Below are 23,439 nucleotides of genomic sequence, written 5' to 3' on the forward strand. Positions count from 1 at the left end.
GGCTTTTCAAACGGGGAAATGGCGAGCTGAAAGGAATTCAAAGGTGGCGGTTTCTTCCCTTCTCCCCTTGCGGGAGAAGGTGGCTCGCCGCGAAGCGGCGAGACGGATGAGGGGTATCTATCAGCATGGGGGAAACTCGCGAGATCCGGACTCGCGGAAACAACCCCTCATCCGGCGCCATAGCCGAAGCTTCGCTTCGGCATCCTTGAGAACGGCGGCCGAAGGCCGCCTATGCCACCTTCTCCCGCAAGGGGAGAAGGGATTGCACCTCCAGCGCCGTGAGAGCCCGGCCCTTACGTGAACAACGTCGGCTGCTGCCGCGAGGCGCGTTCCTGCGCTTCCACCACGGCAACTGCGGTCATGTTGAGGATGCCGCGCGCCGTTACCGAGGGGGTGAGGATGTGCGCAGGGCGCGCCGGGCCGACCAGGATCGGGCCGACGGGCAGCGCGTCCGCCAGCGACTTGATCATCTGATAGGCGACGTTGGCGGTATCCAGGGTCGGCATGATCAGGATGTTGGCCTCACCCTCGAGCTTGGAGTGCGGCAGCACCATTCGTCGCGCAGTGGCGGAGAGCGCGGTGTCGCCCTGCATCTCGCCGTCGGCTTCGATCTCCGGATGCTTCTCTCTCAAGAGCTGCGTCGCCCGCCGCATCTTGCGCGAGGATTCGGTGTCGTAGCTGCCGAAATCCGAATGCGAGACGAAGGCGATCTTGGGCTTGATGGTGAAGCGCTGCACGTGGACCGCGGCGAGCGAGGCGATCTCGGCGAGCTCCTCCGCGCTCGGGTTGGGGCGAACCTGCGTGTCGGCGATGAAGAAGGCGCCCTTGCTGGTGATCAGCAGCGCCAGCGCCGCGTAGTCGCTGATCCCCGGCGAGAAGCCGACGATCTCGCGGACGTGGCGCAGATGGCTCATATAGCGGCCCTCGACGCCGCAGAGCATCGCGTCCGCCTCGCCTCGCGTCACCGCAAGCGCCGCGATGACCGTATTGTTGGTGCGGACCACCGTGCGCGCCGCATCCGGCGTCACGCCACGGCGGCCGGCGACCTCGACATAGGATTGCACGTAGGACCGGTAGCGCGGATCGTCCTCGGGATTGACCAGGTCGAAATCCTTGCCCGCTCTGATCGAGAGGCCGAAGCGTTTGAGGCGCGCCTCCACGACCGAAGGACGGCCGACCAGGATCGGCCGCGCCAGCTTCTCCTCCAGCACGACTTGCGTGGCGCGCAGCACGCGCTCGTCCTCGCCTTCGGCATAGATCACGCGCACCGGCTGGGTCTTGGCCTTGGCGAACATCGGCTTCATGACGAGGCCGGAGCGGAAGGCGAAGCGCTCGAGCAGCGCCCTGTACTCGTCGAAATTGGTGATGGGCCGCGTCGCGACGCCCGATTCCATCGCCGCCTTCGCCACGGCCGGCGCGATGCGGAGGATCAGGCGCGGGTCAAACGGGCTCGGAATCAGCGAGCCCGGACCGAAGCCCTGCGTCTCGCCGGTGTCGAAGCCCTGCGCGACGGCATCCGACGGCGCTTCGCGCGCGAGCTGCGCGATGGCCTCGACGGCGGCGTGCTTCATCTCCTCGTTGATCGCGGTGGCGCCGACGTCGAGCGCCCCGCGGAAGATGAAAGGAAAGCAGAGGACGTTGTTGACCTGGTTCGGGTAGTCCGAGCGTCCGGTGCAGATCATGGCGTCGGGCCGCGCCTTGCGCGCCTCTTCCGGCATGATCTCCGGTGTCGGATTGGCGAGCGCCATGATCAGCGGCTTGTCGCCCATCGCCTTGGCCATCTCCGGCTTGAGCACGCCGGGTGCCGAGAGCCCGATGAAGATGTCGGCGCCGCCGATGACGTCGGCGAGCGTGCGCTTGTCTGTCTTCTGCGCATAGACCGCCTTCCAGCGGTCCATCGAGGTGTTGCGCCCTTCATGCACGAGGCCGTCGATGTCGCAGACCCAGATGTTCTTGCGCTGCGCGCCCATCGAGACCAGCAGGTTCAACGTCGCGATCGCGGCCGCCCCTGCCCCCGAGGCCACGATCTTGACGTCGGACAGCTTCTTGCCGTTCAGGCGGAGACCGTTGGTGATGGCGGCGGCGACGATGATGGCCGTGCCGTGCTGGTCGTCGTGGAAGACCGGGATCTTCATGCGCTCCTTCAGGCGCGCTTCGATCTCGAAGCATTCCGGTCCGCGGATGTCCTCCAGATTGATGCCGCCGAAGGTCGGTTCGAGCGCGGCCACGGTCTCGACCACGCGATCGATGGTGTCGGCGGCGATCTCGATGTCGAACACGTCGATGCCGGCGAATTTCTTGAACAGGACCGCCTTGCCTTCCATCACCGGCTTGGAGGCCAGCGGGCCGATATTGCCGAGGCCGAGCACCGCGGTGCCGTTGGAAACCACGGCAACAAGGTTGGCGCGGGTGGTCAGCGTCGCGGCTTCAGCCGGGTTCTTGGCGATCTCGGTGCAGGCCGCGGCGACGCCCGGCGAATAGGCCAGCGCGAGGTCGCGCTGGTTGGCAAGCGGCTTGCTTGCCTGGATCTCGAGCTTTCCAGGGCGCGGCAGACGATGGTAGGCGAGCGCCGCCTGGTGGAGATCATCAGAATAGGACGACATGCGGTGTCTCGCCTCGCGTTACCGGCCTCAAAATGCATGATCCGGGGCCGCTGTCCAAGCGAACCGTATTTCCGGGTCATGGAAGGGCGATGAAGCACGCCGGGCGCCTCGGTGGCAACATCCGATTGCGCCCCCATCAACAGGGCGCGCCGTCAAATATTTGAAAAGCATAGCTTTCCCTGGACCGCGCGACTTTTTCTGAATATGGCAGGTTGCGCGGTGCAAAATGAGCAACTGGAGCTGGGAATGAAGCGAATCCTGATCGGCCTGATCGTGGCAGCCGTGCTCGGCGCGGGCGGATGGTTTGGCTTCAACCTCTATGTCCAGCATCGGGCGACCAGCGAGGTCGAGGCGGCGTTCGAGCAGATCCGCTCGGGCGGCGGCAAGGCGAGCCATGGCAAGATCACCTTCGAGCTCGCGACCCGGACGCTGACGATCGAGGACATCGCCATCACCCCCGCCGGCCAGCCGCAAGCGCAGATCAAGATTACTGGCATCAAGGGTACCGGCGTTCGCCTGATCGACGATACCAGCTTCTCGGCCGACATCATCGAGGTCGGCGGTTTCGAAGTCGCCCTGGACCAGGTCGGCGCCGCGAAGCTGAAGGCATCCTACAAGATCCCGCAGCTCACTCTGCGGGACTATGCCGGCCCCATTCGCGGCGGCAATCCGCCGACGGACCGCTCCCTGATCGACATTTATCGCTATGTGCTCGAACAATATTCGAGCATCACGGCATCGTCCGTCACGGCTCCGACGCTGACGATGACCTTCGACGCGAGCGGCAGCGCCGCTGGAAGCGGCGAAATCACCTATTCCGGGCTGGCGGTCCAGACTCTCAAGCGCGGCAAGGTCGAGGCGATGAAGGCCGATCGCGCCGTCTTCACCATCGACGTGCCGCAGCCGGGCAAGCAGGACAAGCTGACCGGCGACCTCTCCAGCATCATCATCAACGATTTCGACGCGACCGCGGTCGCCGCCGCGCTCGACCCGCAGAAAGCCGGCGACGACAGCTATCACCGCATCTACCGGCAGATTTCGGCCGGCCGCTATGTGCTCAAATCGACCAAGGGCCTGCGGATGGAGATCGACGGGATCAATTTCGAGGACATCGCGGTGCAGCCCTCCAAATTCCGGCCGGCCGAGATCGTTGCACTCGTGCCGACGGACCGGTCGGTCGTCGCGACCGCCGCGCAATCGCGCGAGATGATGGAGAAGCTCGCCGGGTTCTATGAGGGTCTTCGCATTGGTCGGATCGAGATCGGCGCGACGTCGATGGGCCTTCCACAGGGAACGGCCAGGATCAAGGCGGTCAGATATAGCGACGGCGAATTCGCAGTCGAAGGCGTCGACACGCCGTCTCCGCAAGGGCAGTTCAAGATGGAGCGCTTCGCGCTGAAATCGTTCAGCGCGGCAAACCTGATGCGCTGGGCGGCCGGCCTCAGCAAGCACGGTCAGCCGCCCTCGCCCGATCAGATGCTGGGCCTGTTCCGGGTGCTCGAAGGCGCCGAGATCAAGGGCGTGGTGGCGCCCCATAACAACGCGCGGCAGCCCATCACCATCGACACGATCAGCATGAACTGGGGCCAGCTGGTCGGATCGATCCCGAGCAGGGCCAGCCTGGTCGTGAAAATGGTCACGCCGACCGATCCCGCCAATCCGGCGCTGCAGCCGCTGATCGTGGCAGGCGTGGACAAGCTCGCGATCGACCTCGATCTCGGCGCGGCCTGGACGGAATCGTCGGGCGCGTTCGCGCTCGCCCCCGCCACGCTCGATCTCGGCAACCTCGCCAGGGCGCAGCTGAGCGTGGCCCTTGCCAAGGTGCCGCGCGACCTCTTCACCACGACGGACCCGTCCGAGGCTATGGAGCAGTTGGCGCAGGTCGAGACCGGCGCCATCGAGCTCTCCTTGCGCGATCGCGGCGTGGTCGATCTGGTCGTGGCCCAGTTCGCGCGCATGCAGAATGTCAGCCGCGACGCCGCGCGCAGCGCCATCGTCGCGATGATCCGGGCCCAGGGCGAGAAGATCGCGGCCTCCAATCTCGATGCCAAGGTCGCGGTCGATGCACTCGCCGGTTTCGTCGAGACCTCGGGGCAAACACTGAGCATCAGGCTGACACCGCTCGGCACGCTACCGGTGCTTCAGCTGGTCGATGTCCTCGACCACGAACCGATCATCGCGCTGGCGCAGTTCAGGATCGAGGCCTCGACGGGGCTGTAGGAGAGAAGCGCAGCTCTCTCCCCGTCATTGCGAGCGCAGCGAAGCAATCCAGAGTCCCTCCGCGGAAAGATTCAGGATTGCTTCGCTGCGCTCGCAATGACGATGTGGAGAGGGCGTGGCCTCTCCCTGCATCCGCCTTCGCTGAAGCTTCGGCGGGACAAGCAGGAAGAGGTAAGAGCTTCACTTCTGCGGCAGGTTCACCCTGATGTGCAGCTCGCGGAGCTGCTTCGTCGTCGCTTCCGACGGTGCGCCCATCAAGAGGTCCATGGCCTGCTGGTTCATCGGGAACAGCGAGATCTCGCGCAGATTGGTGGTGCCGCAGAGCAGCATCACGATGCGGTCGACGCCCGCGGCCATGCCGCCATGTGGCGGCGCGCCGTACTGGAAGGCGCGGTACATGCCGCCGAAACGCTCGACCACTTCCTGCTCGCCGTAACCTGCGATCTCGAACGCCTTCACCATGGCTTCGGGCACATGGTTGCGGATTCCGCCCGAGGCGATCTCGTAGCCGTTGCAGGTGATGTCGTACTGGAACGCCTTGATGGTCAGCGGATCCTGCGACTTCAGCGCCTCCAGGCCGCCCTGCGGCATCGAGAACGGGTTGTGCGAGAAGTCGACCTTTTTGTCGTCCTCGTTGTACTCGTACATCGGGAAATCGACGATCCAGGCGAGCTCGAACCGCTCCTTGTCAGTGAGGTTCAACTCCTCGCCGACCTTGTTGCGGGCAAGGCCTGAGAACTTCCAGAACTTGTCGGGATCGCCGGCGACGAAGAAGGCGGCATCGCCTTCCTTGACGCCGAGCTGCGCGCGGATCGCGGCGGTGCGCTCGGGCCCGATATTGTTCGCGAGCGGGCCGGCGCCCTCGCCGCCTTCGCGCCACATGATGTAGCCGAGGCCGGGCTGGCCCTCGCCTTGCGCCCACGAGTTCATGCGGTCGCAGAAGGCGCGGCTGCCGCCGCCCGGTGCCGGGATCGCCCAGACCTGGTTCTTGGGATCTTCGAGCATGCGCGCGAAGACCTTGAAGCCGGAGCCGCGGAAATGCTCGGAGACGTCCTGCATCTCGATCGGGTTGCGCAGGTCCGGCTTGTCGCTGCCGTACTTGCGCAGCGCCTCGGCGAACGGAATGCGGCGCCAGCCCTTGGTGACGGGCTTGCCCTTGGCAAACTCTTCAAAGACGCCCGTGATCACCGGCTCCATCGCCGCAAAGACGTCTTCCTGGGTGACAAAGCTCATCTCGACGTCGAGCTGGTAGAACTCGCCGGGCAGACGGTCGGCGCGCGGGTCCTCGTCGCGGAAGCAGGGCGCGATCTGGAAATAGCGGTCGAAGCCCGACATCATCAGCAGCTGCTTGTACTGCTGCGGCGCCTGCGGCAGCGCGTAGAACTTGCCGGGATGGATGCGCGACGGGACGAGGAAGTCGCGTGCGCCCTCCGGCGAGGACGCGGTCAGGATCGGGGTGTTGAACTCGAAGAAGCCCTGCCCCTCCATGCGCCGGCGCATCGACTTGATGATCTCGACGCGGGTCATGATGTTCTGGTGCAGCTTCTCACGACGCAGGTCGAGGAAGCGGTACTTCAGGCGGATGTCTTCGGGATATTCCTGGTCGCCGAACACAGGCAGCGGCAGGTCGCCGGCCGGTCCCAGCACCTCGATCTCGCTGACATAGACCTCGACCTTGCCGGTCGGCAGATCATCGTTGTCGGTGCCTTCGGGGCGGCGGCGGACCTTGCCGTCCATCTTGACCACGAATTCCGAGCGCAGCTTTTCCGCCAGCGAGAACGCCGGCGAGTCCGGATCGACCACGCACTGGGTCAGGCCGTAATGGTCGCGCAAATCGATGAACAGCACGCCGCCATGGTCGCGGACGCGATGGACCCAGCCGGAGATGCGGATGGTCTCGCCGATGTTGCTCTCGCGGAGCGCGCCGCATGTATGTGACCGGTAGCGATGCATGGTCGTCCCAAAATCGATGTCTGAAGGAAGCGAATCGGACGGCCCGTGATGGCCGGTCCGAAGTTGCGGCAGGGTTTACCCCGGGAGGACGGGGGCGGCAACCAAGGGAACGCCCTGATTTGGACCTCAGGGGCCCATTTTTGGCTTATCGGGCCCGGAGCCTTTGCCGATGCCCGTTCCAGCCCTATCTTGAGGTCATGACGGTGCATTTCCCCTTCCAGAACTCCTATTCGGCGCTGCCGGAAAACTTCTTCGCGCGCGTCGCGCCGACCCCGGTCGCCGCGCCCCGGCTGATCAAGCTGAACCGGCCGCTGGCGGTCCAGCTCGGGCTGGATCCTGATCGGCTGGAGACCTCGGATGGTGCCGAGATCCTGGCCGGCAAGACGGTTCCCGCCGGAGCGGATCCCATCGCCATGGCCTATGCCGGCCACCAGTTCGGGCAGTTCGTGCCGCAGCTCGGCGACGGCCGCGCCATCCTGCTCGGCGAGGTCATCGACAAGGACGGCGTCCGCCGCGATATCCAGCTCAAGGGCTCGGGCCCCACCCCGTTCTCCCGCCGCGGCGATGGCCGTGCGGCGCTCGGGCCGGTGTTACGCGAATACATCGTCAGCGAAGCCATGTATGCGCTGGGCATCCCGACCACGCGCTCGCTCGCCGCCGTCGTCACCGGCGAGCACGTCATCCGCGAGACCGCGCTGCCCGGCGCGGTGCTGACCCGCGTCGCCGCCAGCCACATCCGCGTCGGCACCTTCCAGTTCTTCGCCGTCCGCCGCGACACCGAGGCGATCCGCCGGCTCGCCGATCACGTCATCACGCGCCACTACCCGGACCTGCTGCATGCGGAGCGGCCCTATCACGACCTGCTCGCCGCAGTCGTCGCGCGCCAGGCCGAGCTCATCGCGCGCTGGCTGCTGGTCGGCTTCATCCATGGCGTGATGAACACCGACAACAGCTCGATCTCGGGCGAGACCATCGACTACGGCCCCTGCGCCTTCATGGACGCCTACAATCCCGCGCAGGTCTTTTCGTCGATCGACGAGATGGGCCGTTACGCCTATGCCAACCAGCCGCGCATCGGCTTGTGGAATCTGACCCGGCTCGCCGAATGCCTGCTGCCGCTGTTTTCGGACGAGCAGGAGAAGGCGGTCGCCGAGGCGCAGGATATTCTCGGCGCGTTCTCCGATCAGTTCAGCGCCGCCTATCAGGCCGGCCTGCGCAAAAAGGTCGGCCTGTTCACCGAGCGTGACGGCGACGAAGCGCTGATCCAGGACCTGCTGGATGCCATGGCGAAGAACCAGGCCGACTTCACCCTCACCTTCCGCAAGCTGGGTGATGCCGCTAGTGATGAGGCTGCGGACGTGCGCGCGCAGTTCATGGAGCCCGCAGCCTTCGACGAATGGGCCGGCCGCTGGCGCGCGCGCATCGCGCTGGAGCCGCAAGGCGCCGCCGAACGGCAAGCGGCCATGCACGCGGTCAATCCCATGTTCATCCCGCGCAACCACCGCGTCGAGGCCGTGATCCAGGCCGCCGTGAACGACGACGATTACGCGCCGTTCGAGGAATTGGTGAAGGTGCTGGTGAGGCCCTACGAGGATCAGCCAGAGTATGCGGCCTACGCCGATCCGCCGCTGCCGGACCAGCGGGTGCTGCAGACGTTCTGCGGGACGTAGCGACAAACTCGGTGCGTAGGACCTCCTACCCTTGGTCAAGGGGAACGTCCTTATAGGGCAATATGGTAGCGCCGTGCTCGATGCAGTCCAGGACGCTGCGCGCCGGCTTTGCCGGTGCCTTCGGCATCCTGGACAGCATCTGCGGGCGGCGCTCTGGCGCTCGGCAGGTCGGGACGAAGGAATGGTCGCCCGGCCGAACAAAGGAATGGGGCTCACCCGTTCGCGGAGTTCTTTGTGCCGTTATGGTCCGCATCGTATGGGGTCTGTCGCTTGAGCGTCGTGCACAGGGCAAAAAGCAAGCGATCTCCCACGCTGCGCAGAGCCCGCGCGTGACCGTGTCCTTTTCTGCGCAAGGCATCATACCGTCGCCTGCTGGCAGCGTCGTGTTGGATGGCGACACGCGACCAGTGATGGACGGCGCTCTGTAGCCGCCTGTTGCAGGCGAGGCGGCGGATCACGAAGCGTTGTTTGCCGCTTTGCCGCGTCACCGGCGCAGCCCCTGCCAAGGCGCGCAGAGCATGGTAATCTCGTCTGCGCAGGGGCTCTGCGGCCTCGGCGAGCAGTGTGGCGAGATTGATCCTGCCGATTCCTGGCCAGGAGCGTAGGATCGTCACGTCGCACTGCTCCGAGCTCTGCCCCGACGGCTTCTCCTCTCCTTCGAACTCGGCACATAGCCGGTCCAGGTTCTGATGAGCCTCTTTGATCTGCCGATTGACCAGGTGCAGACGTGCCGCCAGGCTGCGGATGTGAGCGCAGGCTGCCTCCGTCGTGCCGGGGGCCACGAACAGCGGTGCCTCGCGCAAAGTCCCGAGCACCGTCGCCGCATTGAGACGGCGGATACGATAGTCCCTGAGAACACCTGCGATGGCCTTCTCGCTGGCCTTGACCGCACTGGCGGGGGTCGGCACCTTCTGCCAAAGCGCCAGGAACCATTCGTCGGCGACATCGTCGGTCAACTTGGTGGCCTGGGGATAATATCGCCACAACTGCTGACGCAAGCGGTTGGCAAGCCGCGTGCGTTCCTGCTGCAGTTCGTCCGCCAGGCGCGACCACTCCCGTAGCTCAATCATCGCCGCATCGTCTGCCACAAGCCGACGGAAAGCAGCACGGTCAGTGCGCAGCGAGGCGCCGAGCACATGAGCATCGCGGCGGTCGTCCTTGGCACCGGCCACCGTGAAGCGATCGCGGAAGCGATCCAGTTGCTTGGGATTGATGGCAAACACCGCAAACCCGTGCTCGAGCAGCATCTCCACCACCGGGCCGTGCGGCATCTCGATCGCCACGGCGATCTGTCCCGGTGCGGCCTTGGTCTTCTCCAGCAGCCAGTCACGCAACTCCGTCAGCCCGGCGCCGCCATCGTCGAACTCGTGCTGCGCAACCTGTCTTCCCGCGGCATCCAGCAGGCAAACGCTATGGCTCCGCGTTGCCCAGTCGATCCCGACGAACCAGCGTACATCTTCGATCATTGTTGAGACCTCCTTGCTCGCAAGGCGGGCCACCACGATCCTGATCAGTCCCTGTACCGGCGCTCTTGGCGCGACCTCCTACCGGATCTCGATCGCGGTCGCTCCGCCGGGGCGCGGTTCCTACGTCGGTGCTCGAGGCACAGGTGGACAAGGCTGCTCCCGGCGGATCGGCCCGGACGGCCAGTCTACATCCGAAGGCCGCCACGAACCCCACAAGGGTACAGGGTGGATTAGCCGAAGGCGTAATCCACCACATTCCCACCGAGCAGAAAGTGAAGAGGTGGATTACGCTTCACTAATCCACCCTACAGACTGACGCTGATCATGCCCTCTCACCGAACTCGCCTGCGATCCTGACGTCCCCGCCCCAATCCTCCGGAAACAATCCCGCCCGCACGTCGCGATGAAACGACGAGTACGGCCAGTCGCAAACCTTCGACACGTGCCCGTGCTTGACGGGATTGTAGTAGCAATACTCGACATGGCGAGCGAAGTCGGCCTCATCGCGAATGACATGCTCCCAGAACCGGCGTTGCCAGATACCGCGTTCGTTGCGCGCGGCACGGACTGCGCTCCGACGCTCGGTCGCCGGGAGTGCTTTGACGAACCGTGCCTTGATCAATCGCCAACGCACAGAAAAATTGGCATCGCCCGGCGGCAGCTTCCAGATCGCGTGGAGATGATCCGGCAGGACCACGAAAGCATCGATCTCGAAAGGATAGCTCCGGCGGGTTGCGGCGACTGCGTCCCGCAAGCTCTCGATCTCCTCGGTCAAAAGAGATTTCCGCCGATCAAGCAAGTTCACGGTGAAGAACCAGCGTCCTCCGGGGATGAATGCGCGGCGATAGTCAGGCATCAACCATCGATAGCACAACTTGAGGTTGGCTCACAGTGGTGGATTACGCCTTCGGCTAATCCACCCTACGACACGGGCGCTTGTGGACACGGGAACCGCTGTCATCAAACTGAAACACACGCGCTCTAACGGGCTGACAGCGCCGTCTTGCCGGAGGCGCCATCCTCCAACCGTCCCGACTCAGGCGCGCCATGCCCTTCAAGTTCATCCACCTCACCGACACGCACCTCGCGAACCCCGGCTTGACGCTCTACGGGCTCGATCCGCGCGCCCGGCTGGATGCGGCGATTGCCGACATCAACAAGCACCAGTCCGACGCTGCGTTCGCCGTCGTGACCGGCGACCTCACCCATTGGGGCGAGGCTGAGTCCTACGCCAACTTCGCCGAGGCGATGGCGGCGCTGAAGATTCCCTACATCGCGATGGTCGGCAATCACGACAAGCGCGTCATCTGCCTCGACGCGCTGAAGGCCGCGCCGCGCGATGCCAACGGCTTCGTGCAGGGCACGCGCACCACCGAGCATGGCCTGTTCGTCTTCCTGGACACGCTGGACGAGACCAGCCATGCCGGCGAGATGTGCGCAAAGCGCCTCGGCTGGCTGGCGAATACGCTCGCGGCCGCCCCCGCCGAGCAAGAATTCGTCGTGTTCATGCACCATCCGCCCTTCCCGGTCGGCGTCCACGCCATGGACGAAATCGCGCTGAAGCAGAGCGCCGAATTCGCCGAGGTGATAGCGCCCTATCGCGCGCGCATCCGCCATCTCTTCTTCGGCCATGTGCACCGGCCGATCTTCGGCAGCTACGGCAAGATCCCGTTCTCGACGTTGCGCGGCACCAACCACCAGGTCTGGTTCGAGCTCGACGTTGCGGCCAGCGAGCATCTCGCCAGCCACGAGCCGCCGGCCTATGGCGTCGTGCTGATCGACGACGAGAACCTCGTCGTGCACAGCCACGATTTCCTCGACGAAAGTCTGCGCTTCCCCTTCGAACCACCGGCAGGAGTGGACGGCCGCGACTATGCACTCAATTTCCCGGCGCGATGAGATGAGCCTCGCTGAACCCGCGGCTCTCCCGGTCGCGACGTCGGCGGCACCGCGTCTCAACGTCCTGAAGCGGTTCATGGAGCGCTTCAAGACCTCGCTGCCGGCCTATCTGCTGCTGTTGCCCTCGCTGGTCTTCCTCGCGCTGTTCACCTATGGCGCGATGGGACGCGTCCTCATCGACGCGCTCTATCAGCGCGCGACGCCCAAGGCGCCGGTGCGTTTCGTCGGCCTCGACAATATCAGCGCCGTGCTCGCCGACCCCGCCTTCACCGGCGCCGTCGTCAACAATTTGATCTACGCCCTCGGCACGGCGGTGCCGAGCATCGCGCTTGCGCTGTTGTTCGCGCTGGCGCTGTCACGCACCCACGCCGTGACCAGCGCACTGCGCGCCGCGCTGTTCCTGCCGGTGCTGATCCCGATGGTCGCGGCCTCCGCGCTGTTCCTGTTCATCTTCCTGCCCAATGTCGGCCTGCTCGATTATTACATCGGCCGGCTGCTTCCGGTGCTGCCGAACTGGCTCGGCGACCCCGACATCGCGCTCTACGCCATCATGGTCATCACGATCTGGAAGAATGCCGGCTATTACATGCTGTTCTTCCTCGCCGGCCTCCAGGCCGTGCCCGAGGACGTGATGGAGGCGGCGCATCTCGATGGCGCCGGGCCTTACATGCGCCTGCGCCACATCATCCTGCCGGAGCTCAAGCCCACCTTCCTGTTCGTCACCGTCATCGCCACGCTGAATGCGGTGACGCAGGTCGACCACGTCTTCGTCATGACCCAGGGCGGGCCGTCCAACGCGACCAACCTCGTGCTGTTCTACATCTACCAGCAGGCGGTCGAGCATTACGACATCGGCAAGGCCTCGGCGGCAACGCTGCTGACGCTCGCCGCGCTGATGGGCCTCACCGCGCTCTCCTTCCGCACGATGGCCAACCGCGAGGGCGGGCCATGAAGCTGATCGATACGCTGTGGAAGGACGCTCCGCTCGCCACCCGCGGCGAGATCACGCCCAAGCTCGGCTTTGCGCTGACAGTGCTGCTCGCGATGGTCTGGCTCATCCCGTTCCTGTGGATGGGCGTTGCGACGCTGCGCCCGGCCTCCGACGGCATCAACACGATGGCCGAACTGATGCCGAGCCTGAAGCCGACGCTCGACAATATCAGGGATGCCTGGGAGATCGGCGATTTCCCGCGCTACACGATCAACACCACGATAATCTGCACCGGCATCCTCTTGGTGCAGTTCGTCACGATCACGCTGGCCGGCTTTGCCTTCGCGCGCCTGGAATTCGCCGGCAAGACGCTGATCTTCTATTTGTTCCTGATGCAGCTGATGCTGGTGCCGGTGCTGCTGATCGTGCCGAACCTGTCGCTGGTGGCGCAGCTCGGGCTCTATGACACGCTCACCGGCGTGATGATGCCGTTCTTCGCCTCGGCCTTCGGCACTTTCCTGATGCGCCAGGCGTTCGAAGCCATTCCGACCGAGCTGGAAGACGCCGCCCTGATCGACGGCGCCGGCCTGTTCCAGCGCATCCGCCACATCTACGTGCCGCTGTCGATGCCGAGCTTCTCGGCCTTCGCCATCATCTCCGTGACCAGCCATTGGAACGACTTCCTGTGGCCGCTGATGGTGATCAATTCGCCGGACAAGCGGCCGCTTACGGTCGGCCTCTCCGTCTTCACCAAGACCGCCGAAGGCACGCAGGCCTGGGGCACCATCGCCGCGGGCGCGCTGATGGTGATTGCGCCGCTGCTCGTCGCCTTCCTGATCTTCCAGAAACGCTTCATCAGCTCTTTCGTCACCTCAGGCATCAAATAGGAGATTTTCCGATGCTGTTCTCCCGCAGGATCGTGCTTGGCCTCGCCATGGCCGGCTCAATGGCAGGCGCCCTCGCCTTTCCGGCTCTCGCCGGCGAAGGTCCGACCGAGGTCGACCTGTTCTTCCCCGTCCCCGTCGACGGCAAGCTCGCCCGCGACATGGGCACCTTGATCAAGGAGTTCAACGAGACCCATCCGGACGTCAAGGCGACCGCGGTCTACACCGGCTCCTACGACGACACGCTGATCAAGACGCGCGCCGCGATCAAGGCCGGCAAGCCGCCGGCAGCCGTGATCATGTCGGCGAACTTCCTGCTCGACATGCAGATCGAGAACGAGCTCACCAACCTCGATGCGCTGATCAAGGCGGACGGCATCACCAAAGAGCAGTTCCTCGGCCAGTTCTTCCCGGCGCTGCAGGGCAACGCGGTGATCAACCGCTCGGTCTACGGCGTGCCCTTCCACAATTCGACGCCGCTGCTCTACATCAACGCCGACAAGGCCAAGGAAGCCGGCCTTGATCCGAGCAAGCCGCCGCAGACCTGGGCCGAGCTCACCGATTGGGCCAAGAAGCTGACCAAGCGCGAGGGCGACAAGGTCACCCAATGGGGCATCGCGATCCCCTGCGCCTACGACTATTGCGGCTGGATGATGGAAACGCTCACCATGAGCAATGGCGGGCGCTACTACAACGAGGAGTTCGGCGGCGAGGTCTATTACGACACGCCCTCGATGCTGGGCGCGCTCTCCTGGTGGAACGACCTGATCTATAAGCACAAGGTGCATACGCCCGGCGCCACGCCCGGCCCCGCCGTCAGCACCTCCTTCATCTCCGGTAACGCCGCGATGATGATGCTGTCGACCGGCTCGCTGACCTATGTGCGCGACAACGCCAAGTTCGCCTACAAGGTCGCCTTCATTCCGCGCAACGTCCGCAACGCGGTGCCGATCGGCGGCGCCTCCCTGATCATGCCGGCCGGCCTCGAGGCCGACAAGCAGAAGGCCGCCTGGACGCTGATCAAGTGGATGACCTCGCCGGAAAAGAGCGGCTGGTGGAGCCGCGCCACCGGCTATTTCGCGCCGAACATGGCCGCCTACAAGACGCCGGAGATGGTCGAATTCCTGGGCAAGAACCCGGACGCCAAGACCGCCGTCGAGCAGCTCGACGTCGCCAAGCCGTGGTTTGCGACCTACAAGACCGTGCCGGTCCGCAAGAACCTCGAGGACGAGGTGATGCTGGTCCTCAACGGCAAGAAGCAGCCGAAGGAAGCCCTCGCCGCCGCCCAGAAGGCCGCCGACGAGACGCTGAAGCCGTACAACGCGGAGACGTCGCTGAAGCTGCCCTGATCGTCGTAGGGTGGGTTAGCTGCGCGAAAGCGCGAAGCGCAGTTCGCGCAGCGTAACCCACCTCTTCCGCGTCTGCGGATATGGACAGCGGTGGATTACGCCTTCGGCTAATCACCCTTACGGTCCCCTCATCAGATCGTCACCACGATCTTGCCGAACTGATCGTTCGACTCCAGGAAGCGATGCGCTTCGACGATGTCCTCGAACCGGAACGTCCTGGCGATGACCGGCTGCAACGTGCGATCCGACAGCCCGTCGAGAATGAACGCCTTTGCCTGCGCAAGGCGCACGGGATCGCGGATGATCTCGTGTACGAGGTAGCCGCGCAACACCAGGCTCTTGGTCAACACGTTGAGAAGCGGAAACGGCGTCGGCTCGGGACTCAATCCGCCGTATTCGATCAGGATTCCGCCCGGCGACATGGCCGCGGTCAGCGGCTCGAACGCGGGACCGCCGACGGCGTCGAAGACGACGCGGACCCCGTTTGATCCGGCGATCGCCTCCAGCCGCGCCCGAATATCGTCTTCGTCCGAGGCGACGACATGGGCAGCGCCGGCATCGCGCAAAGGCCCACTCTTGGCCGAGGTCCGTGTCAGCGCGACCGCCGTCGCGCCGACCCGGTTCGCAATCTGAATGGCCGCGATTCCGACGCTGCTGGATGCCGCGGTGATGGCAACGACGTCGCCTCGGCCAAGTCGGGCGATTTCAACCAAAGCGCCGTAGGCCGTCAGATACTGCATCCACACGGCAGCCGCCGTTTCGAAGCCGAGCGCCGGCGGATGTTTCACGACGAGTTCGGCCGGAAACGTCGCGAGCTCGGCATAGGCCGGCCATCGCACCATCGACAGAGGCGGCACGATGCTCACGACATCTCCTGGCACAAAGCTGGTCACATCATCCCCGACCGCTTCGACGATGCCTGTCGCCTCCAGGCCCAGCCCCGACGGAAAAGTCGCGCGCTCGATATAGGTCCCCCTTCGCAACAGGGCCTCGGCGCGGTTTAGGCCGAGTGCCCTGACCCTAATCTGCACCTCGCCCGATGCCGGCGGCGGGACATCGACGGTCTCGATGCGCAACACGTCGGGACCACCATGGTGATGAAAGCGAACGGCGCGGGCCATGGATGCACTCCAAAACAGTTGAACCGAATGGAGCTATGCCGGTCCGCGCGAAAGGAATAAATCGCTCAAACAACTGAACAGTCGAAACCAGGAGTTTTCAATCATGGACCGCCTGACCAGCATGGCCGTGTTCGTCAGGGCCGTCGACCTCGGCTCTTTCGCGGCCGCGGCCGACGCCCTGGAGATGTCGGGGCCGATGGTGGGCAAGCACGTCCGTTTCCTCGAAGAACGCCTCGGTGCACGGCTCCTCAACCGCACCACGCGGCGCCAGAGCCTGACCGACGCCGGCCAGGCCTATTACGAACGCTGCCGCGCGGTGCTGAGCGAGGCCGAAGCCGCAGATAGCGTCGTTGCCGACCAGTTGTCCGAGCCGCGCGGCCGACTGCGTGTGACCATGCCGGCCCTGCTGGGACGGCACTGCATCGCGCCCTTGTTGATGAGGCTGGCGCGGAAACATTCGCATCTCGAGCTCGACCTCTCGTTCGGCGATCCGATCGCCGACATTGTCGAGGCCGGCTACGATCTGGCAATCCGGACCGGCGATCTCGACGACCAGTCCGGTCTGATCGCGCGGCGCATCGCAAGCCAGCGCATGGTGGTGTGTGGTGCGCGGTCGTATTTGCGCACGAGCGGCAAGCCGAAATCGCTCGACGATCTCGCCAACCATCAAGCGATCATCTATCGCGGCTCGGGGCGTGTCCGGCCGTGGCTGTTTGCGCAGGAGGGCGGCATTCCGCGCGAGATCATGCCATCGGGCCGGCTGAGGTTCGACGATCTGGAGGCGATTGCCGATGCCGCGGCGCAAGGCATGGGCCTCGCGTGGCTACCCTATTGGCTGGTCCGCGAGCGCCTCGATACTGGTGCGCTCGTCAGTCTCTTCAGCAGTCAGCCGCAATTCCTCTACGAGTGCCACGCGCTCTGGCCGCGCTCGCCCCGGCTGCCGCCGAAGGTGCGCGCGGCCGTGGACATGCTCGCGGCCGGCCTGCCGAAGCTGATGGCATGACCATGGCTGCGGCGCGCCGCCATTAACCCTCCATCCACCATCCGGCCCGGCCTGCCGCCGGTAACCACGAGAATTAACAGACCCTCAACGCAGCCCCGACAAATCTATCCATGTTTCTGGAGATTTCGCCGTGGATCTGTTGGTTTTCGAGTTCCTGGGACTGGCGCTGGTCGCCATGTGCGTGATCGTGGTGGCGCTGCCCTGCGCGCGAAAACCCTCGCAGCGGGTCCGTTACGAATAGGAATTTGGTCGGAAAGGGACGATTCCGGCCCGATGCAAGGCTCGAATTCGCTTAGAGCCCCTTGACATCACAGCACTTTCGGCAGAACGGCTGTATTCAGTGTCATGGGCCGTTCATGGATTTGATTACCACCACCGCTGACCTCGCGGCTGCCTGCAGCCGGCTGGCCAAGCACTCCGTCATCACAGTCGATACCGAGTTCCTGCGCGAGACCACTTATTACCCGCTGCTGTGCGTGGTGCAGATGGCCAGCGCCGAGGAAGCCGTGGTTATCGACGCCCTGGCCGAGGGGATCGATCTCAAGCCGTTCTTCGAGCTGATGGGCAACGAGGGCGTGCTGAAGGTGTTTCACGCCGCCCGCCAGGACATCGAGATCATCTGGCACCAGGCGGGCATCATCCCGCACCCGGTGTTCGACACCCAGGTCGCTGCGATGGTGCTCGGCTACGGCGACAGCATCGCCTATGACGCGCTGGTCGAGAAGGTCACCGGCCACCGCCCGGACAAGACCCACCGCTTCACCGACTGGTCGCGCCGGCCGCTGACCAAGGAGCAGATGCATTACGCGGTGTCCGACGTCACCCATTTGCGCGACGTCTTCGCCGCGCTCGACGCCGACCTGAAGAAACGCCGCCGCAGCGAATGGGTCTCCATCGAGATGGAGGTCCTGACCTCGCCCCGCACCTATGACTTCCACCCCGAGCGCGCCTGGGAACGGCTGAAGACGCGGGTCCGCAAGCCCAAGGACCTCGCGGTGCTGATGGAGGTCGCGGCGTGGCGCGAGCAGGAGGCGCAGAGCCGCGACGTGCCGCGCGGCCGCGTGCTGCGCGACGAAGCCGTCACCGACATCGCGACCCACGCGCCGACCACGCTGGAGAAGCTCGCGCATCTGCGCTCGGTGCCGAAGGGGTTCGAGAAGTCCAAATGGGGCGCGGACATCATCGCCGCGGTCGAGCGTGGGCTCGCGCGGGACTTCACGAAGCTGCCCAAGCTGGAGAAACCGCGCAACAATTCCAACGGCGCGGCCATCGTCGAGCTTTTGAAGGTGCTCTTGCGGATGACCGCCGAACGCCACGCAGTCGCAAGCAAGGTGATCGCGACCGTCGACGATCTCGAAGAGATCGCGGCGGACGATGAGGCCGACGTCCCCGCCTTGCGCGGCTGGCGCCGCGAGCTGTTCGGCGACGCCGCCTTGAAGCTCAAGCGCGGCGAGCTGGCGCTGGCGATCGAGAAGGGCCGCGTGATCGGGGTGCAGCGGGCGTAGGCGGCCGCTGTTTCCACAGCGTCATTGCGAGCGCAGCGAAGCAATCCAGAATCTTTCCGCAGTGGCAGTCTGGATTGCTTCGTCGCAAGGGCTCCTCGCAATGACGGGGAGAGAGCCCCTACGCCGGCGTCAGCTTCGCCACTTCGCTCTTCATGTCGTTCAGCACGCCTGAGATCGCGGTGACCAGCTCATCGATCTGAGCCTTGGTCGTGATCAGCGGCGGGCAGATGGCGATGGCATCGAGCATGTTGCGCGAGATCACGCCGCGCTCCTGGAGCATGCGGCTGGCGATGCCGCCGACGGCGCCCGGCGTGCTGGCGGCGGTCTTGCGCCCCTTGTCGAGCACGAGCTCAAGCGCGGCGATCATGCCGACGCCGCGGACCTCGCCGACCAGCGGGTGGCTCGTAAGCTCACGCAAGCGGCCCTGCATATAGGCGCCGAGCTCGGCCGCGTGCGCGACAAGGCCGCGCTCCTCGATGATCTTGAGGTTTTCCAGCGCAATCGCCGAGCCGACCGGATGGCCGCCGGCGGTGAAGCCGTGGCCGAGCACGCCGATCTTGTTGCTCTCGTCCGCGATCGGCTCGAACATGCGGTCGTTCAGGATGATCGCCGACAGCGGGAAATAGCTCGAGGTGATCTGCTTGGAGACCACCATCGCGTCCGGCTCGATGCCGTAAGTCTCGCAGCCGAACATCTTGCCGGTACGGCCGAAGCCGCAGATTACCTCGTCGGCGACCAGGAGAATGTCGTACTTCTTCAGCACCTTCTGGATCTTGTCCCAGTAGGTCGCCGGCGGCACGACGACGCCGCCCGCCCCCATCACCGGCTCGCCGAAGAAGGCCGCGATCGTATCCGGCCCCTCCTTCTGGATCAGCGCGTCGAGCTCCTCGGCCCGGCGCGTGGCGAAGGCTTCCTCGCTCTCGCCGGGGGCACCGTCCTTATAAAAATGCGGCGAGCCCGTATGCAGGATGTTCGGCAGCGGCAGGTCGAAGGAGCGGTGGTTGTTCGGCAGGCCCGTCAGGCTGGCGGATGCGATGGTGACGCCGTGATAGGCACGCAGGCGGCTGATCACCTTCTTGCGCTGGGGCTGGCCAAGCGCATTGGAGCGATAGGCGATCAGCTTCAACACCGTGTCGTTCGCTTCCGAGCCGGAATTGGTGAAGAACACCTTGCTCATCGGTACAGGCGCGAGCGCGACCAGCTTCTCGGCGAGGTCGATCGAGGGACCGTGCGATTTAGCGGAGAAGGTGTGGTAGAACGGCAGCGCCTGCATCTGCTTGTACGCCGCCTCGACCAGCCGCTTCTCGTTGAAGCCGAGCCCGACGCTCCACAGGCCCGCCATCGCTTCGAAATAGCGCTTGCCCGACGCGTCGAAGACATAGGGCCCCTCGCCGCGCTCGATCACCAGGGGACCGGCCTGCTGATGGGTGCGCGCATTGGTGTAGGGATGGAGCTGATAGGCTACATCCCGGGCCTCTTGCGAATTGGGCAGCATGGACATTTGCGAAGATCCTTGAAAGCGTCACGCCGCCGGCTCGGCCGGCGTCATCACTCGATGGCAAGTGCTTGTCTTAAGTACGTGGCTATTGCCACGACGCGAAACTTGCAACGCCAATTCGTCGGCGGCAAGCGCTCAGCAGGGATGCACAAAGCCGCACATGACGGCACCACGGATCGCAGAAGCCGGGCCGGGCAGCTTTCACGCCGCGCCGCCGTCGTCCCCTTCGTCGCTGGCGGCAACGGCTTCCCTCACCTCCACCAGCGCCATCGAGAGCAAGTAGACCGTCGTGGGCAGCCCCAGCCTGCGCGCCTTCTCGGCGGCATGCGACAGATCGCTCACCAGCTCCTTGAGCTCGTCTCCCCGCGACAATTCTCAACCCCATCGACCGGCCGCGGACGCCTACACCGCGACGGCGCCGCTGGTTCTGATCAGTTCGGCGCTGGACTGGATTGTAGCAAAATTCGCGATGACATTCACCACCGCATGCCGGTAGGCGGCGGCATCGTCCGTGCCCGGCTGCCGGCAAGCCACGGCGTCATCGATCACATGGTAGCGATGGCTGCGGTGAAACCCCTCGACGGCGGTGGCCAGGATGGTCTCGTCCAGGGAAAAGCCGACCAGAATGCAGCGCATGGCGCCGATAGCGGACATGTGGCCGACAAACCGCGACGAGCTGTAGGCGGACGGCAGCGGGTGCTCGAACGTCATCTCGCCCGGCCGTGGCCTGGCCTCTGCGATCCAATCGGTCAGCCTGGATGACGGATTGAACCAGGCCGCCTGCGCGATGCGCTTCAGATGCATCACCGGCCACAGATTGCTGCGCCACAGCGTCAGAAGTTCCAGGCAGCGCGCCATCGTCGCATCGCCGTCACGGATGACGTGGCGGCGGCCGGGGGTCAGGTACTCGACCTGAAGATCCGCACAGACCAGGATCGGCGGATCATCGTGCATGGAAACCAGCATCGTGTTGCGCGCAGCTGCACCTATTTCAGCGGTCGGCGAGAGCGAGGTCCCGCAGCGGTGAGGTCACTGCCCGCCCGGCCGACGCATCGAGCACGCCAGGCCGGTCCCAATCGCCCTCGGGACGGATGATCACATAGGGATCGCTGTCGAGCGTGATGGCGTCCGGGCCCGGCTCGACCTCCAGCAGCATCTCCGTGTAGGAGAAATCCGAGAAGGTGATCTTGCGGTTGTGACCGAGCGGCTTGGCGCCGAAATGGGCCCAGAAATCGACCAGCCGGTCCTGCGCCTGGCCGTAGATCTTGCGAAAGCCCTTGCGCTTCACATAATCGACGCTGGCGTGCACCAGCTTGAAGGAGACGCGGGAGCGCCGATATTGGTGACGCACCGCAAGCCGCTCCACCTTGGCGAAATCGCCGAAGAAGCGCACCCGCAGGCAGCCCGCAGGCTCGTTGCCGACGAAGCCGATGAAATGCGCGGCGACCATGTCGTTGCCGTCGAACTCCTCCTCGAACGGACAATCCTGCTCGGCGAGATAGACCGCCGAGCGGATGGCGGTCACCAGCATGAGATCGCTTGGGTCGCGCGCGAGGCGGATGGTGATGGCGCGGGAACAGGGCGTGGCGACAGGAATCCTAGTACCGTGCATCTGCAAAGCTCCTTGATTGGATGATCGCACCCGGCATGCGCAGCGGCCGTCGATGCCAGGGCCGCTCGTAGCACCAAAGGTCGGGTTGAAAGCTCGGAACAGGTGCAAAGCCTGTCGCCTTCATGATGTCGCGTCCAGCCACCGTTGACGGCTGCGCATAGCAGTCCGCACTGCGAAACCTTATCTGCCGCAGATGCGCCGCGGCCTTGCCGAGACCGGCGATGCCGCGGCCCGTCGCCGCGATCGCCCAGATGTAGATGGCGGCGACGTCGTCGTCCGCCGATGCGAGATAGCGCGTCTCGGGCGCAGTGAGGCAAATCTCGTCGAGCAGCAGCGCGTCGTGTCCGCGATCATTGAGGAACAGGAACGCCATGCCGCCGACGAGCTTGCCTTTGCGGCTGAATGTCAGGATGCTCTGGGGATCGAAAAGGTAATATTTGGCAAGCTCCGCCGTCCCGATCTGCACGCCCGGCACCAGCCGGTGCGCCATCTCCGAAAGCGCCCCAATTTCGGAAAATTGCGCACAGCGGACGTCGATGTCCGGGCTCAGAGGCAGGGCATCGAAATCGTGTCTTGCGGCAAACGAGCCCCTTTCCATACTCATATCACGCCTCTATCGTTCAAGGCTTTCATGCCCCGCTATGACGACGAGCTTAGCGGTTGGGGATCAGGAGTATGCAGCAGTTATTGCACCGGGGTGCTGCGATGATGCAGCACCGTGAAGAAGCCCTGGGCACGTCCTGGGATGATTTGAAGCTGTTTTTAGCGTGCGCAAAATATAAAGTTTTCGGAATGCCGCCGAAGAGCTCGGCCTCACCTCCACAACGCTGATGCGCCGCGTCGACCGGCTCGAGGAGAGCATCGGCTGCAAGCTGTTCCTGCGCGACCAGAGCGGGCTGACGCTCAGCGATGAAGGCAATGCGATGATCGCCGACGTCACGCATATGGAGCGTCACGCCTTCAACGTCTTCCGCCGCGCCGCCCGGACATCGAACGACACCTCGGGTACCGTGCGCGTCGCCGTGACGGAAGGCCCCGGCAATTTCTGGATCCTGCCGCGGCTGATCGATTTCCAGAAGACCTACCGCAAGATCACCGTCGATCTGCGCTGCGCAATGGAGCAGGCCGACGTCGCGCGGCTCGAATCCGACATCGCAATCCAGCTCGAACCGCCGACCAATCCGGATCTGATCGTCGCCAAGCTCGGCCGCCTTCACATCTATCCCTTCGTCTCCAAGGAATATGAAAGCCTCTACGGCGTGCCGGCAACGCTCGCCGAATTGAACAACCACCGCATCATCAAGCAGAGCGCGCCGCAGGTCGACGACGGCGCCTATGCCCGCGTGCTCGGGCTGAAGTCGCTCGAGGGCATCGTCGGGATCAAGACCAATTCGTCGGTGGGCGTGCTCTATGCGGTGGAGCGCGGCGCCGGCATCGGCTTCCTGCCGACGGTGTCGATCGCGCTCGGCGCGCCGCTCGTTGCCGTCGACCTCGGCGTCAGCCACCACGCCGATCTCTGGCTCACCTATCACAAGGAGTTTCGCACCTCCGAGCGCCACAAGATCGTGGTCGACTGGCTGAAGAAGATTTTCGATCCCAGGACCTATCCCTGCTTCCGCGACGAGTTCATCCATCCGAACGCGCTGGTGCCGATGATGACGGCGGCGCGCGAGGGCTTTGGCTTGACGGGATATGTGGCGACGGCGCCGACCTGAACGCAGGCGA

Annotated in this window: 18 protein-coding genes and 1 pseudogene; 9 read left to right on the forward strand and 10 right to left on the reverse strand. The window is 64.7% G+C overall.

Annotated elements, in window-relative coordinates:
- Positions 1–293 precede the first annotated feature (293 nt).
- Positions 294–2,603, reverse strand: a complete 2,310-nt coding sequence (locus ACNJYD_RS21500) for an NADP-dependent malic enzyme (RefSeq protein WP_172788477.1) — start codon at positions 2,601–2,603, stop codon at positions 294–296.
- A gap of 246 nt (positions 2,604–2,849) precedes the next feature.
- Here ACNJYD_RS21500 and ACNJYD_RS21505 point away from each other — a divergent pair, with 246 nt between their 5' ends.
- Entirely contained in the window at positions 2,850–4,823 is a 1,974-nt protein-coding gene (locus ACNJYD_RS21505) for a hypothetical protein (protein ID WP_439363235.1), read from the forward strand.
- 180 nt (positions 4,824–5,003) lie between these two features.
- Here ACNJYD_RS21505 and aspS read toward each other — a convergent pair whose 3' ends face one another.
- Positions 5,004–6,776, reverse strand: coding sequence for an aspartate--tRNA ligase (gene aspS, locus ACNJYD_RS21510; protein ID WP_439363236.1), 1,773 nt, complete (start codon positions 6,774–6,776; stop codon positions 5,004–5,006).
- Positions 6,777–6,973: 197 nt separating this feature from the next.
- Between aspS and ACNJYD_RS21515 the strand changes: the two genes are divergently transcribed.
- Positions 6,974–8,446 carry a protein adenylyltransferase SelO gene (locus ACNJYD_RS21515; RefSeq protein WP_439363237.1) on the forward strand — a complete coding sequence of 491 codons (1,473 nt, stop codon included), beginning with the start codon at positions 6,974–6,976 and terminating at the stop codon, positions 8,444–8,446.
- Positions 8,447–8,658: 212 nt separating this feature from the next.
- On the opposite strand, the gene ACNJYD_RS21520 is transcribed toward ACNJYD_RS21515, so the two are convergent.
- Together ACNJYD_RS21520 and ACNJYD_RS21525 are read right to left on the reverse strand one after the other, a co-directional pair.
- The gene (locus ACNJYD_RS21520; RefSeq protein WP_439363238.1) at positions 8,659–9,912 is read right to left on the reverse strand and encodes an IS110 family transposase; all 1,254 of its coding nucleotides are present in this window, start codon (positions 9,910–9,912) and stop codon (positions 8,659–8,661) included.
- Positions 9,913–10,234: 322 nt separating this feature from the next.
- Positions 10,235–10,768: an REP-associated tyrosine transposase gene (locus tag ACNJYD_RS21525; protein WP_439363239.1), complete on the reverse strand. Its 534-nt coding sequence runs from the start codon at positions 10,766–10,768 to the stop codon at positions 10,235–10,237.
- Positions 10,769–10,959: 191 nt separating this feature from the next.
- Between ACNJYD_RS21525 and ACNJYD_RS21530 the strand changes: the two genes are divergently transcribed.
- Genes ACNJYD_RS21530 through ACNJYD_RS21545 form a run of 4 tightly spaced genes read left to right on the forward strand, consistent with a single transcriptional unit; the run spans position 10,960 to position 14,975 of the window.
- Entirely contained in the window at positions 10,960–11,811 is an 852-nt protein-coding gene (locus ACNJYD_RS21530) for a phosphodiesterase (RefSeq protein ID WP_172786498.1), read from the forward strand.
- Position 11,812: 1 nt separating this feature from the next.
- On the forward strand, positions 11,813–12,763 hold the full coding sequence (locus tag ACNJYD_RS21535) for a carbohydrate ABC transporter permease (RefSeq protein ID WP_439363240.1): 951 nt from the start codon (positions 11,813–11,815) through the stop codon (positions 12,761–12,763).
- Positions 12,760–13,629 carry a carbohydrate ABC transporter permease gene (locus ACNJYD_RS21540; protein WP_439363241.1) on the forward strand — a complete coding sequence of 290 codons (870 nt, stop codon included), beginning with the start codon at positions 12,760–12,762 and terminating at the stop codon, positions 13,627–13,629. The genes ACNJYD_RS21535 and ACNJYD_RS21540 overlap by 4 nt, the downstream gene beginning before the upstream one ends.
- Positions 13,630–13,640: 11 nt before the next feature.
- Entirely contained in the window at positions 13,641–14,975 is a 1,335-nt protein-coding gene (locus ACNJYD_RS21545) for an ABC transporter substrate-binding protein (protein ID WP_172786495.1), read from the forward strand.
- A gap of 131 nt (positions 14,976–15,106) precedes the next feature.
- Here ACNJYD_RS21545 and ACNJYD_RS21550 read toward each other — a convergent pair whose 3' ends face one another.
- Positions 15,107–16,096: a zinc-dependent alcohol dehydrogenase family protein gene (locus tag ACNJYD_RS21550; protein ID WP_439363242.1), complete on the reverse strand. Its 990-nt coding sequence runs from the start codon at positions 16,094–16,096 to the stop codon at positions 15,107–15,109.
- Positions 16,097–16,199: 103 nt separating this feature from the next.
- Between ACNJYD_RS21550 and ACNJYD_RS21555 the strand changes: the two genes are divergently transcribed.
- Together ACNJYD_RS21555 and rnd are read left to right on the forward strand one after the other, a co-directional pair.
- The gene (locus ACNJYD_RS21555) at positions 16,200–17,099 is read left to right on the forward strand and encodes a LysR family transcriptional regulator (RefSeq protein WP_439363243.1); all 900 of its coding nucleotides are present in this window, start codon (positions 16,200–16,202) and stop codon (positions 17,097–17,099) included.
- 356 nt (positions 17,100–17,455) lie between these two features.
- Positions 17,456–18,604: a ribonuclease D gene (rnd, locus tag ACNJYD_RS21560; RefSeq protein WP_439363244.1), complete on the forward strand. Its 1,149-nt coding sequence runs from the start codon at positions 17,456–17,458 to the stop codon at positions 18,602–18,604.
- A gap of 118 nt (positions 18,605–18,722) precedes the next feature.
- Here rnd and ACNJYD_RS21565 read toward each other — a convergent pair whose 3' ends face one another.
- The 5 genes from ACNJYD_RS21565 to ACNJYD_RS21585 all read right to left on the reverse strand — a co-directional run bounded on the left by ACNJYD_RS21565 (position 18,723) and on the right by ACNJYD_RS21585 (position 22,318).
- Complete coding sequence (locus ACNJYD_RS21565; RefSeq protein WP_172786491.1) at positions 18,723–20,105, reverse strand: aspartate aminotransferase family protein; 1,383 nt, start codon at positions 20,103–20,105, stop codon at positions 18,723–18,725.
- Positions 20,106–20,303: 198 nt separating this feature from the next.
- A complete protein-coding gene (locus ACNJYD_RS21570) occupies positions 20,304–20,474 on the reverse strand; it encodes a hypothetical protein (protein WP_212257567.1) in 171 nt (56 codons plus the stop codon).
- A gap of 30 nt (positions 20,475–20,504) precedes the next feature.
- Positions 20,505–21,068 carry an isochorismatase family protein gene (locus ACNJYD_RS21575; RefSeq protein ID WP_172786489.1) on the reverse strand — a complete coding sequence of 188 codons (564 nt, stop codon included), beginning with the start codon at positions 21,066–21,068 and terminating at the stop codon, positions 20,505–20,507.
- Positions 21,069–21,093: 25 nt separating this feature from the next.
- On the reverse strand, positions 21,094–21,714 hold the full coding sequence (locus tag ACNJYD_RS21580; RefSeq protein ID WP_439363245.1) for a GNAT family N-acetyltransferase: 621 nt from the start codon (positions 21,712–21,714) through the stop codon (positions 21,094–21,096).
- Positions 21,701–22,318: a hypothetical protein gene (locus tag ACNJYD_RS21585; protein ID WP_439363246.1), complete on the reverse strand. Its 618-nt coding sequence runs from the start codon at positions 22,316–22,318 to the stop codon at positions 21,701–21,703. The genes ACNJYD_RS21580 and ACNJYD_RS21585 overlap by 14 nt, the downstream gene beginning before the upstream one ends.
- A 71-nt stretch (positions 22,319–22,389) precedes the next feature.
- On the opposite strand from ACNJYD_RS21585, the pseudogene ACNJYD_RS21590 reads away from it, so the two are divergent.
- Positions 22,390–23,429: pseudogene (locus ACNJYD_RS21590) on the forward strand (LysR family transcriptional regulator).
- Positions 23,430–23,439 lie beyond the last annotated feature (10 nt).

It is taken from the genome of Bradyrhizobium sp. SPXBL-02 (genome assembly GCF_051853065.1).
Taxonomy (GTDB): Bacteria; Pseudomonadota; Alphaproteobacteria; order Rhizobiales; family Xanthobacteraceae; genus Bradyrhizobium.

Excerpts from the sequence above, each read along its gene's own strand:
- ACNJYD_RS21500 (WP_172788477.1), bottom strand. The coding sequence starts at position 2,603 with ATGTCGTCCTATTCTGATGATCTCCACCAGGCGGCGCTCGCCTACCAT.
- ACNJYD_RS21505 (WP_439363235.1), top strand. The coding sequence starts at position 2,850 with ATGAAGCGAATCCTGATCGGCCTGATCGTGGCAGCCGTGCTCGGCGCG.
- aspS (WP_439363236.1), bottom strand. The coding sequence starts at position 6,776 with ATGCATCGCTACCGGTCACATACATGCGGCGCGCTCCGCGAGAGCAAC.
- ACNJYD_RS21515 (WP_439363237.1), top strand. The coding sequence starts at position 6,974 with ATGACGGTGCATTTCCCCTTCCAGAACTCCTATTCGGCGCTGCCGGAA.
- ACNJYD_RS21520 (WP_439363238.1), bottom strand. The coding sequence starts at position 9,912 with ATGATCGAAGATGTACGCTGGTTCGTCGGGATCGACTGGGCAACGCGG.
- ACNJYD_RS21525 (WP_439363239.1), bottom strand. The coding sequence starts at position 10,768 with ATGCCTGACTATCGCCGCGCATTCATCCCCGGAGGACGCTGGTTCTTC.
- ACNJYD_RS21530 (WP_172786498.1), top strand. The coding sequence starts at position 10,960 with ATGCCCTTCAAGTTCATCCACCTCACCGACACGCACCTCGCGAACCCC.
- ACNJYD_RS21535 (WP_439363240.1), top strand. The coding sequence starts at position 11,813 with ATGAGCCTCGCTGAACCCGCGGCTCTCCCGGTCGCGACGTCGGCGGCA.
- ACNJYD_RS21540 (WP_439363241.1), top strand. The coding sequence starts at position 12,760 with ATGAAGCTGATCGATACGCTGTGGAAGGACGCTCCGCTCGCCACCCGC.
- ACNJYD_RS21545 (WP_172786495.1), top strand. The coding sequence starts at position 13,641 with ATGCTGTTCTCCCGCAGGATCGTGCTTGGCCTCGCCATGGCCGGCTCA.
- ACNJYD_RS21550 (WP_439363242.1), bottom strand. The coding sequence starts at position 16,096 with ATGGCCCGCGCCGTTCGCTTTCATCACCATGGTGGTCCCGACGTGTTG.
- ACNJYD_RS21555 (WP_439363243.1), top strand. The coding sequence starts at position 16,200 with ATGGACCGCCTGACCAGCATGGCCGTGTTCGTCAGGGCCGTCGACCTC.
- rnd (WP_439363244.1), top strand. The coding sequence starts at position 17,456 with ATGGATTTGATTACCACCACCGCTGACCTCGCGGCTGCCTGCAGCCGG.
- ACNJYD_RS21565 (WP_172786491.1), bottom strand. The coding sequence starts at position 20,105 with ATGTCCATGCTGCCCAATTCGCAAGAGGCCCGGGATGTAGCCTATCAG.
- ACNJYD_RS21575 (WP_172786489.1), bottom strand. The coding sequence starts at position 21,068 with ATGCTGGTTTCCATGCACGATGATCCGCCGATCCTGGTCTGTGCGGAT.
- ACNJYD_RS21580 (WP_439363245.1), bottom strand. The coding sequence starts at position 21,714 with ATGCACGGTACTAGGATTCCTGTCGCCACGCCCTGTTCCCGCGCCATC.
- ACNJYD_RS21585 (WP_439363246.1), bottom strand. The coding sequence starts at position 22,318 with ATGAGTATGGAAAGGGGCTCGTTTGCCGCAAGACACGATTTCGATGCC.